The following is an 11,854-nucleotide window of genomic DNA, read 5'->3' as shown; positions in this document are numbered from 1 at the left end:
CACAAGGAGTTTTTTATTAATGATTACTTACTATTTTGAGACCATTCTTCTACATCCCAAACCTTTGTGATCCAATCTTCATAGAATTCCGGTTCGTGACATACAAGAAGAATAGTCCCTTTGTATGCTTTCATAGCCTTCTTAAGTTCTTCTTTTGCTGTAACATCAAGATGGTTTGTCGGCTCATCAAATAGTAGCCAGTTACTTTCTTCACCCATTAACTTACATAAACGAACTTTTGCTTGTTCTCCACCACTTAATTGACTTAATGGACGAGAAATATGTTCATTTTTTAATCCGCATTTTGCTAACATCGCACGAATTTGATGCTGGTCTAGGCCAGGGAATGTATTCCATACATCATCAATTGGTGTTATATTATCAGCTTTAACTTCTTGCTCAAAGTATGCAGGCTCTAAGAAGTCACCAAGACTTGTTTTACCGTTTAAAGGTTTAATTTTACCTAAGATTGTTTTTAGTAACGTTGATTTACCAACACCATTACATCCAACAATAGCAATTTTTTCACCACGCTCAATTGTCATTGATAGTTTTGGTAGTAGCGGATGTGTATATCCGATTTCTACATTTTCACCTTCAAAGACAAAGCGACTACTTGCACGACTTTCTTTAAATGAGAATTCAGGTTTAATTGCTGTTTCCGGACGATCAATAAGTTCCATGCGATCAAGTTGTTTTTGACGACTCTTTGCACGACCTGTCGTTGAATAACGAGCCTTGTTCTTTGCAATGAAGTCTTCTTGCTTTTTGATAAACTCGCGCTGCTTTTCATAAGCGTTTATATGTTGATTTTTATTAATTTCTGCTAGTTCTAGGAATTTTTCATATGTCGCTGTATAGCGTGTCATTTTTGTGAATTCTAGATGGAAAATAACATCAACACATTTGTTCATAAATTCTGTATCATGAGAAATTAATAAGAACGCATGTGGATATTCTTTTAAATAAGTTGTTAACCAATGAATATGTTCAACATCTAAATAGTTAGTAGGTTCATCAAGCAATAGCACTTCTGGTTGTTCAAGTAATAGCTTTGCAAGCAATACTTTTGTACGTTGTCCACCACTTAGTGCTGAAACATCACGATCTAAACCAATAGCATCAATTCCAAGACCACGTGCAGCCTCTTCAATTTTCATATCTAGTAAATAGAAACCACCTGCTTCAAGTGCATCTTGTATTTCTGCCATTTGTTCAAGAAGTTCTTCTAGTTCTTCTGGTGTAGCAGTTCCCATTTTTTCTGTAACTTCATTTAAAGCTGTTTCCTTTTCGAATAACGGTAAAAATGCATCCGCTAGTACGTCACGAATTGTACGTCCAGGCGTTAAAACCGTATGCTGATCTAAGTAACCGTAATGTGTGCCTGGTGTCCATTCTACACGACCTTCGTCATGAATAAGCTGACCAGTAATGATATTCATGAATGTTGATTTACCAACACCGTTTGCACCAACTAATCCAACGTGCTCACCTGCTAATAATCGCATAGATACATCTTTAAATAATGTACGATCGCCAAATGTATGTCCTAATTTTTCAACTGTTAATAAGCTCATAGTATCCTCCGTCCAACTTGAAATAGTACCTTGAATCATGATACTAAATTCTTTCATATAATGCCATCATTTCAAAATGTATATTTTTTCAAAAAAAGGGTTGCATTAATTTTCTGAAAATATATAATATAATTGAACGATGGTTAATTAAATGTGTGAGGTATGAAATATGTCGCCAAGGAAAGCGGTTAAACAAGAACTAACAAGAGAAATGATTATGAATGTAGCTAGGGGGCTATTTATAGCACAAGGATATCAACATACTTCAATGCGCAAAATTGCAACAGAACTTGGATATAGCCATGGTTCGATTTATTATCATTTTAAAAACAAAGCAGAGCTATTTTACGCAATGGTGGAACAGGATTTTCAATTATTAAATAAAAAGTTAGATGAAATTTGTAATCAAAAATTATCGAGAGAAGAGCAACTAAGAGCAGTTTTATTCGGTTTTATTGAATTTGGTCTAAGAAATCAGAGTCATTATGAAATTATGTTTTTAATTAAAGATGTCGAATTAAAAGAGTGTTTGGCAAATAGTCCTAATGTTAGCTATGAAAAATTTGCGAAGGTTATTTCTTCTTTATGTGATGGGAAATTAAATGCGATGATAATATGGTCTGTTTTTTTATCATTACATGGATTTGTAGCACATTATTGCAGAAGTGGTCAAACGTTTGAAGAACTACAAGGTTTGGCTAAAGTACATGTAGAGTTTATTTCAAAATCGCTTCTTATGTAAGTGATTTTCTTTTTAACATTAATTGAACGGTGGTTAATTAATTTAGGAGGGGATTTATAATGAAGAAGGCTTTAGTATTAGGTGCTTCTGGTTCAATGGGTTATGCAATTGTAAACGAATTATGTGGCCGAGGGATTCATGTAGTTGCTTTTGCAAGAAATAAGGAGAGATTAGGTGCATTATTTTCTGGGAACAAACATGTAGAAGTTGTAGCAGGCGACGTATTTATACAAGAGGATATAATGAATGCTGCTAAAGATGTTGATATTATATTTCATGCTGTAAATATTCCGTATTCAGATTGGGAGAAACAACAAGAGAAATTATTAATAAACATATTAGAGGTATCGAAACATTACGGTATCAAACTAGGAATAGTTGATAATATTTATGCGTATGGAAGGCAAGGGGAAGGGCTTGTAAAAGAAGATGCTAAAAAGAGACCACAAACAAAGAAAGGGAAGATTCGTTTACAACTTGAAGAGATGGCAAAACAAGCTAATGTACGAATGTTTATTGCTCATTTCCCAGACTTTTATGGTCCAAATGCAGAAAATACACTTGTCCATCATACATTAAAGGGAATACTTGCAAATAAAATGTCTAGCTTTGTTGGAGATAAAAAGATTGCCCGTGAATATATTTTTACACCAGATGGTGCAAAAGCGATGGTTGAATTAGCTTCACATGATGAGGCCTATGGACAAAATTGGAACATACCAGGTTATGGTGTCATTACAGGTGAGGAAATGATTCAACACATACGGGAATTAACGGGATATACCAAACGAATAATAGCTGTAAAAAGAGGAATGATCCAGTTCATTGGTCTGTTTGATAAGCAGATGAAAGAATTTGTGGAAATGCTATATTTGACGGAAAAACCAGTTGTATTAAGCGGGGAGAAATATGAGAGGTGTATCGGGGAGATACCAAAAACTTCGTATTATAATGGGCTAAAAGAAATGATTATATCTATGCAAAAAAAGGGTGTGTAAATGTTAGGATATAAAAAAGTTACTTCTACCTATAGAAGTAACTTTTTTGTTATGCCTTTTGTTTAACTTCACTAACTTTCTTTTCAGCTACAATAAAATGTGGTCTACGTTTTGTTTCATAATAAATACGACCGATATATTCACCAATAACCCCTAGGAATATGAGTTGAATACCGCCAATAAATAGTATAGCGGAAATGAGAGTAAAGTAACCAGGAACTTCCACACCACCAAGGATGATTTGAACGAACGTAGTGATTACATATAAAAGTCCAAAAATGGTTGTTAGTAATCCGAGATATATAGATAGACGTAACGGTTTATTATTGAATGAAATTACACCATCAATTCCGTAATTTAATAATTTCGAGAAGGTCCATTTACTTTCTCCATCAGAACGTAATACATTTTCATATTCAATGATTAATTCGTTATAACCAATCCAAGAGAATAAGCCCTTCGAAAATCGGTTGTATTCACTTAAAGATACTAAAGAATCCACTGCTCTTCGGCTTAAAAGTCTAAAGTCACCAATACCATCTACTAATTCAATATCTACAAATTTATTCATTACTTTATAGTAAAGACGAGAGACGAAAGAGCGAACGGGTGAATCACCAGTTCTTGTCCTTTTTGCAATGACTTGGTCGTAGCCGTCGTTATATCCTTCTAACAGTTCTTTTATTAATGTAGGAGGGTGTTGTAAGTCAGCATCCATAATAACGATTGCATCGCCTGTAGCATATTTTAAACCTGCTAACATTGCAGCTTCTTTTCCGAAGTTTCGACTAAACGATATATAGTGTACCGATGAATCTGCACTAGCTAAATCACGTAAAATATTTAAGGTATCATCTTTACTACCATCATTAACAAAAACAAATTCATAATCGGTAGTTAATTTATGAATTTCAAGAGAAGTCTCTGAATAAAAGGCACGAAGCACCTTTTCCTCATTGTAGCATGGTACTACTATTGAAAGGGTCATGTTAGGACCTCCTTAGGTGTAATTTTAAACTGGGCATGAAGTAAAAGTGAAGCAATCATCTTCAACTTTTACTTCACTTCATTTTAATAACTTTTTTTAAAACGATTTTTTAATTTTGAATATCTTTTCGTATCTCCAAGAACTAGAAGCGAGATGCAAATGATAAATGAAATGATAGAAATAACGAGACCCATTTTGAAATAAGGTGTGACGTATTTCATTTCAACTACATGTTGCCCTTTAGAAATAGGAACGCCAATAAAGGTGGAATTAGCCTTCGTAAATTCCGTTTCTTTACCGTCAACTTTTATTGACCATCCTTTACTATACGGTACCGATAAATATAGTAATCCATCCTTAGTGGAATTAATCTCACCTTTTAAGGAGTTACCTTCATAGTAAATGTTTTGTAGACTATTTTCTTTTAAAGTATTTACTTTTTTCGGGACAGTCTGATAGTTAGTACTGTTGATTTGTAAGTCTTTCAACTCATATTGACCAGGAGTAGGAATAGAAATGATTAGCTCGGTTGGCTTCGCATCTTTTCCTAAGTTGTAAACAAATCTTTCTAACGGATAAGCATAAGCTCCATCCTCATTACCTTTTATCATAGATTTGTCATTCACGGTAACTCCAAATGATTCCTTGTTTATATTTCTAATTTTAATTTCAACAAGAAGATCACCTAACATATCGTTATTATCAATAGGTACTATTATACGCCCATTTTCATGAACAGTGAGTATATCTTTCTCTTTCTCTATATTTTCCCACTTCATTTTATTTGGATTAATCTTAATTTGTTTTGAATCTAGCTGTTTTGTATTAAATTGTTTTAATGGAAGACTTCCAACATCATTTACAACTACAGCATCTAATAAAAGTTGATCTTTCTCGGCAAAATTAAGTTTTGAAAATTCTTCCTCACTTATTCCAGCTTCGTATACATAGCCTAATGGTAGTGCAAATTCATTTTTATAAATGTTGTAAGGACCTACTTGTTGTAAATGCTTATAGCCATAAGGAATTTCGGTTTTATTAGCACCTTCACTTAGTACATAATATTTTACCCCTAGCATGTTCTCAAGGAATAATCGTTTATCTAACTGGAAGAACATAGATGGGCTATCATATCCTTGGAAAACATTGTACTTATTCTTCATAAAGTCATGAACATGATAATTGACTAAGCTTTGATAAGTACTTGTACCATGATAACCTTGCAACATCGGCGTATTTTTATAATTATTGTTTGGATTGATAATTCGATAAAAATCTTTATCTTGATTTTGTATATAACGAATTGCGTCAATTTCATCCTTATTATCAAGACCTGGCCCATGTAATGATTCTTTTGTCACGCCTGCTTGATTAAAGTGTTTACTAAGAGCAAAATCTGAATAGAAGTAATTAATAAATATTACATTGACGAGTACATTTAATACAATGAAACATTGTAAGGATACTTTTGATAAATAGCGCCATAGTAATATTGTAATAATAGATAATATAGTAGTGCAAATTAAAATTTTATCAATCGTTTGTAGCGGCTGTGCGTTTATATTTACTTTTCTATAGAATGCGTAAATAAATAATGCTGTTGCTAGCAAAGGACCTATTAAAGAATTGACATTCTTTTTGTGGAGCAGCATCCAATCTAGAATGTAGGCGACAGTTTGCGCAACCACAAATGCAAATAAGTAAAACCATCTGTATTGCATAGCAGAAAAGCCATTAAATACGGAATACGTATATGGAAGCATATATAGCACTAACATAAACCCAGTAAAGAGCAATTTATTTGTGACAAGTTTATTGCGTATTAGAAGCGCGCTAGTAATAAGGAAGAGGATGAAAACAGGGAATGCAAGCTGATAATCCTCTGTATTATTAATGAAAAAGATACTTTCCATTAAGTTTTTATAAAACGTATCTTCAAAAAATAACGGTATAGTAAATTTTGTAGCAAGTCGATCGGAACTGAATACACCATTTACAGATGGTATAAAGCAAACAGCAGATAAACCTAGTGATAAAGCATATAGAAAAGCAATTCTAATATAATAAATTATAAATGTTTTAATTGTTTTGTCCTGCTGTGTAGCGAAATATTGGAAAAAGGCATAAATATAGATAAAAATACTAGTAATGAAAGCGAAATAGAAATTTGATGCAAGCATAAGTGCTGTTGCAAACAGGAATAGTCCCTTTTTTCGCTCTAAAATATATTTATCTAATCCCCATATTACTAAAGGTAAAAATACTATAGCATCTGCCATGAAATCCCATAATAAAGAATGGCGAATGAAAGTTACACATCCTCCATATATAATGGCAGAAATGAAAGAAGAAAAAATAGTTTTATTGTGATAACGTAAAGAACCATACATGAATAACATCGCTAATGTACTTTTTAAAATACTCATATATAGCTTCAGCTCAAAGATTTGGTCAAAATTTAGTTTAGGAAGTAGAAGTGTAAGCCAGAAAAATGGTGCTGTACTATAGTAATAACTAAATTCTCCGAATAAATCTCCACCTAATCCATAATCCCAAGACCAAAATAAATTCCCATCTTTAAATGCGTGTTGTAAAAGGAATGTAAAGAAACTGAATTGTGATAATGCATCTCCCGTACTAGAAAATACACTGTCTGATTTTAGGAAAAAGTAATGAAAAGCAAATGCACATATTATTAATAATGGAATAATAATAAGTGTGCTTTTACTGAAAAATGTTCTTTTATTTACTTCTGAAGTCATTAAATAAATAAGCCTCCTTAAATGCAATTGCCACATTCTTCATCTCTGGATATCGTTTTAGGATGAAGAAAAACTATGTATGAATCGGCGATTTTTAATAGTATTAATAAAGTGTTCATTTGTGCAATTTGTGTTAAATTTAGGGCGTGAATAGTTAATATTTACATGAAGAATTAACTATGAATTACCTTAATAATAGCTGTTGTACATCTAGTGCTGTTCGTTTCCAAGTATAATCATTCCAGAAAGGCAAGTCAATTTAAGATATAGATTGGAAAAGGGCTCATTTTTTAAGTGAAGAAGATAAAAATAAAAACTTCAAATTTGATTTGAAGTTTTTATTTTTATTTATTTTCGAGCCAGTTTTTTATTTATAAATCCTAAAATCAATCCGCGTATTTGTGGATCGATTGCAAGACCGATAATACCGTATAATATACCAGTAATTGTTAAAGCAACTAGTGGCGGTAAGGTAATTAATATTGTACGGTATAGAATATAGCTGATTATAAAGGCTAAGGTATTGAATATAATCCCTTTAAATAGTAAAGAGAAGCCTTTACGAACAAATAGAGTGAATCCGATTAATAACGTAATCTCGGTAAGGATAGCGGCAATAGCGGCTCCCATCATTCCAAACTGACCACCTAAGACGATGTAACTTATAACGGCAACAGCTAGTCCGATTCCCATTGTTGTTGCGCGTTTCCATTGTTGACCAATTGTCGTTAAATTATCAGCAAGTGGATAGTTAATAGATTGTAGAATGACCATAAAGGCTAAAATGGCAAGAGCATCACCAGCTGGCGCATATTCTTCACCTAATAAAGTAACAATCCAAAAGCTTGGATCAGCGATAAATGGAATGGAGATCCCCATTCCTAAGAAAGACATCAGTTTTAATTCAAACTGAGATAGTTTTCTATGTTCATCAATATTCTTTTCATTTCCAAACGCAAATAATTTTGGATAGAAGGCTGCTGCAATTACACCAGGTATTTGATAAAGGACTGCAGGTATTTTCGATGCAGCTCCAAAGAATCCAACTTGCTCATACGTCGAAACTTTTTCTAATATAATAGGGCCTAACTGTGGTAAAAGCATAATGATAATGCCATTGATTGTGAAAATCAGCAGTTGATCTAAAATTCCTTTGTCCCAGCCCTTATGAACTGTTGTATGGCGCAGTACCATTATGAAGGCGATGACTCCTGTTACAAGACTAGATATCCCGTACATGGCAGCGACTGTCATAAGTGACCATTTCAACGACATTCCTAGTAGAAGCGCAGCTGCGGCTGTTACACCTTGTAGTACAGAAATAATCGCTGTAAATTGCATACGTTCTGTTACTTGGAAATAAGCCATTCCAACGCCTTGTAAAGTTGCTCCAAACATTGTCGGTAGTACAACCCAATATACCATGGCACGTAAGTAGACATCCGTATAGAAGAACTGAGCAAAAATAGCGAAGAGTACAGAAATTACGACAGCTAATACGAAACGAATGCGTAAATAACTACTGATTAGTACGCTAATATTTGCATCCTTTCTTGTTCCTTCACGCATAAACGTATGTGTCAAACCTGCATCTGTGAAATAACAAATAACAGCGGAAACTGCTAATGCAGTTGTAAACATTCCATACTCACCAGGAGAAACGTATCTTGCAAAGAGAATCGTCGCGATAGCAAGTACAAATCGAACAGTAATATTTCCTACAAATAGGTAGGAGGCATTTTTAAGAATCTTATTTGTTTTCATGAGAAAAAACCTTTCTATTCTTTAGGACTTTTTTAGTTTGTCCTATTTGTAAATTTGATTTGTTTACGGAAAGAGAGGTGAGTACTATATTTTCGGTTTAAGAAAACAGAAATTTAATTCGCACAAACCAAAGCATTGCATATAGTTTTTTACTACGCTTTCCGTTTTTTGAATAGATTTTACGGCAATATTTCTTTATATCTTTTTTGATTAATTGAACTTGAGCATTATCCAATTGAGAGTTTTCTTTAATGTATATACAAGCATTATTGATAACCGTATAAGGGAATAAATAAGTCTCAAGAATCTCAATAAGTGACTGAGGGTCTTTCGTAATGAAGTCTTGAGATTTATTATGTACCCAGTCTTTCATACGATTGAATACTTCCAGTTCTTTAGTGGTTTTTAATTCGTAATCTTTATATTTAGAAGAAAGATTTCCTTCCGATAAGATTCTATAATATGTTAAGTATTCATCGACATAGCATACATTTGTCACATTCATTAGTTTAAATAAAAACTCCAAGTCTTCTCCCCAGCTACATCCTGGTGTAAAACGGATATTATAATTCATTGCGATAGAGCGTTTGAAAATCCAAGTACTTGTTTGAGCAACAACTTGGTGTGTTAAGAATGCTTTTGCCATATCACCTTTAATAAAGTTTGTTGTATGCTCAACCTTTTCACCTGTTTCTTCGTAGAAATTCATATAACCACAATAGCACGCGTCCATGTTGTTTTTATGCATACTCTCGATTTGTTTCTCAATTTTAGTTGGATGCCATAAGTCATCACTATCAAGGAAAGCGACATATTCTCCGCTAGCATTTTCAATCCCTGTATTACGAGCTACTGAAACACCTTGGTTTTTTTGGTGAACGTATTTTACTTGAACCGGATATTTTTCTGCAAGATTTTTTACGATAGAAGGTGATTGATCTTTACTTCCATCATCTACAATTACAATTTCAATGTTTTTATATGTTTGATCCAGTATTGACTGCATTGTTTCTTCAATATATTTTTCTGTGTTATACAGGGGTATGACAACAGAAACAAGTTGTTTTTGTTCCATCATAGAATTTTTATCTCCTCAAATTTTTTATGTCTTGCACCATATATACAAGCCTTTTGAAAGGAAGAAGATTACAAGAACATCTGTATCAGTTTAACGCATATAAACTTTGTAAATCAACTTTCTATTATTGTACTTTGTATAAAAAGTATTTATTATAGAATATATTGTCTTGTAAAAATATAGAAATATAATTTGAAAATTATGTATTTGAAGGGAGAAGATGAGATGTTAAGGCGATTTACTCGCAAATCTAATGTAATCCTTTTAGGGATTATTATGATAGTCGGTTTTGCGCTTCGTTTTGCAACTTTACAAACACATGGTGCAGATTTGACTCTAGCTAGCGATGATCTAGGCTATCAAAAAACGGCAAATATTTTATTGGAAACAGGAATGTTAACATATCATGAGCCGGATAAACCAACTATTCATATTATGCCAGGTTTTCCAGCGTTTTTAGCTACTGTATTTTACTTTTTTGGAAATGGCAATGAAGGCCTTTTTGTAGCTAAATTAATTATTATCCTATTAGGGGTACTTAGTATTTTACTAACTTATAAGATTGGTACTTATTTATTGAATCCCGCTGCAGGATTAATAGGTGCTTTCTTATTAGCTGTGTATCCTCCAGAGATTGTTGTGGAAAATTTAACTTTAACAGAAGGACCGTTTCTATTCTTTTCATTGGGATTATTATATTGGAGTTTAAAATTAGCTGATACTCATAAAACGAAACATTTCCTAATTGTATTAATTTTCTACTTTTTAGCATTGTACTTACGCGTACAAGTTGCTTTATATCCAATACCATTATTTATATATCTCTTAATGAAGCGCTATCCATTCCGCATTATGATGAAGCAAGCGATTATAAGTGTAGGAATAGGACTTATCGTACTTGGACCATGGTGGGCCCGCAATTACATTCAATTTGATAAGTTTATTCCACTAACTGCTGGGGCAGGAAATCCGTTATTACTTGGAACGTATCAAGGGAAAGGTTACCCAGAAGGTAAGAATATGGCAGAACTTGAAGTAGAATTACACGCAAAGTACCCTAACCTGGAAGCACATGAATTTATGGAATTAGAAGAAAAAATAGCGAAAGATAAAATGAAAGAATGGTGGAAAACAGATAGGAATTCCATGATAGAGAGTTATTTAATCTTGAAGCCAGAAATTATGTGGAAAAAACCGTATTATTCTATAGAACATAATATTGAAGTATTCAATGTTTCTGCAAAGGATATGAATGAAATACATAATTTTATTAAGACGATGTTTTTAATATGTACAATACTTTCATTTATCTTCCTTTTAAAAAGGTGGAGAGAGACTACATTTTTATGGTCAATTCTTTTACTGCAAACAGCTTTAACATGTTTTTATGCCGCATATGAAAGATATGCATTACCATTAATCCCATTTTTATTTATTATAATTGGAGTAGGCACCGTGGCAACGGTTATGAAAATTAGTAAATTATTAATTAGCAAAAAATAGTTTGAAATAAAAAACATCTTAATTTTTAAAGAAATTAAGATGTTTTTTTATATATATTCATATTTGAATAGAAAACTATTAGTTATCAGTTTCAGTTTCAGTTTGTGTTACGTTTAATTTTTGCTTTAATAATGCATAATCTTGCGTTAATGTTACAAGTTGATGGTGTAGCTTAGAAATTTTTCTTGTTAGGTCAAAAATTAAGATGAAACAGAATAATAATCCAAATAAGAATAAGATGGATGGTGGATATTCTACTTTTAATAGTTTTCCAATCCAATTTATAATTTTATCAGTAGAACTTAAAATAGCCATTGCAACACAAACAAAAATCCACAAAATAGCATATTTTGTTTCTAAAGCCCCGCGACGAATAGAATTAATAATTAAGAAGAATAATAACAAAATAAAGATGAATGAAAAGGTAATTATATGCATTCAC

Annotated in this window: 9 protein-coding genes; 3 read left to right on the top strand and 6 right to left on the bottom strand. The window is 32.6% G+C overall.

Going from position 1 to position 11,854, the window contains the following annotated elements:
* Positions 1-23 precede the first annotated feature (23 nt).
* Positions 24-1,577, bottom strand: a complete 1,554-nt coding sequence (locus BUA87_RS15210) for an ABC-F family ATP-binding cassette domain-containing protein (protein ID WP_063549394.1) — start codon at positions 1,575-1,577, stop codon at positions 24-26.
* Between the two features lie 169 nt (positions 1,578-1,746).
* Between BUA87_RS15210 and BUA87_RS15205 the strand changes: the two genes are divergently transcribed.
* Both BUA87_RS15205 and BUA87_RS15200 read left to right on the top strand, forming a co-directional pair.
* On the top strand, positions 1,747-2,319 hold the full coding sequence (locus BUA87_RS15205) for a TetR/AcrR family transcriptional regulator (protein ID WP_065486003.1): 573 nt from the start codon (positions 1,747-1,749) through the stop codon (positions 2,317-2,319).
* Between the two features lie 59 nt (positions 2,320-2,378).
* Positions 2,379-3,317: an NAD(P)H-binding protein gene (locus tag BUA87_RS15200; RefSeq protein ID WP_000709948.1), complete on the top strand. Its 939-nt coding sequence runs from the start codon at positions 2,379-2,381 to the stop codon at positions 3,315-3,317.
* A 49-nt stretch (positions 3,318-3,366) separates the two neighbouring features.
* Here the strand turns inward: BUA87_RS15200 and BUA87_RS15195 are convergent, their stop codons facing one another.
* From BUA87_RS15195 to BUA87_RS15180, 4 genes are all read right to left on the bottom strand, one after another.
* Positions 3,367-4,305 carry a glycosyltransferase family 2 protein gene (locus BUA87_RS15195; protein WP_043935117.1) on the bottom strand — a complete coding sequence of 313 codons (939 nt, stop codon included), beginning with the start codon at positions 4,303-4,305 and terminating at the stop codon, positions 3,367-3,369.
* An 83-nt stretch (positions 4,306-4,388) separates the two neighbouring features.
* Entirely contained in the window at positions 4,389-7,067 is a 2,679-nt protein-coding gene (locus BUA87_RS15190; RefSeq protein ID WP_072940181.1) for a YfhO family protein, read from the bottom strand.
* 348 nt (positions 7,068-7,415) lie between these two features.
* Positions 7,416-8,831 (bottom strand): oligosaccharide flippase family protein, encoded by a 1,416-nt coding sequence (locus BUA87_RS15185; protein ID WP_029443701.1) that lies wholly within the window; start codon positions 8,829-8,831, stop codon positions 7,416-7,418.
* Between the two features lie 97 nt (positions 8,832-8,928).
* Positions 8,929-9,909, bottom strand: coding sequence for a glycosyltransferase family 2 protein (locus BUA87_RS15180; RefSeq protein WP_072940178.1), 981 nt, complete (start codon positions 9,907-9,909; stop codon positions 8,929-8,931).
* A 225-nt stretch (positions 9,910-10,134) separates the two neighbouring features.
* Here BUA87_RS15180 and BUA87_RS15175 point away from each other — a divergent pair, with 225 nt between their 5' ends.
* A complete protein-coding gene (locus BUA87_RS15175; protein WP_071713904.1) occupies positions 10,135-11,412 on the top strand; it encodes a glycosyltransferase family 39 protein in 1,278 nt (425 codons plus the stop codon).
* Between the two features lie 78 nt (positions 11,413-11,490).
* Here BUA87_RS15175 and BUA87_RS15170 read toward each other — a convergent pair whose 3' ends face one another.
* Positions 11,491-11,850, bottom strand: a complete 360-nt coding sequence (locus BUA87_RS15170; RefSeq protein WP_072940175.1) for a DUF2304 domain-containing protein — start codon at positions 11,848-11,850, stop codon at positions 11,491-11,493.
* Between the last annotated feature and the right edge of the window lie 4 nt (positions 11,851-11,854).

Origin of the sequence: Bacillus sp. bc15 (assembly GCF_900142585.1) — a bacterium.
Lineage (GTDB): Bacteria > Bacillota > Bacilli > Bacillales > Bacillaceae_G > Bacillus_A > Bacillus_A cereus.
Note: the sequence above shows the minus strand (reverse complement) of the source record. Positions and strands in the feature narration are given on the sequence as shown.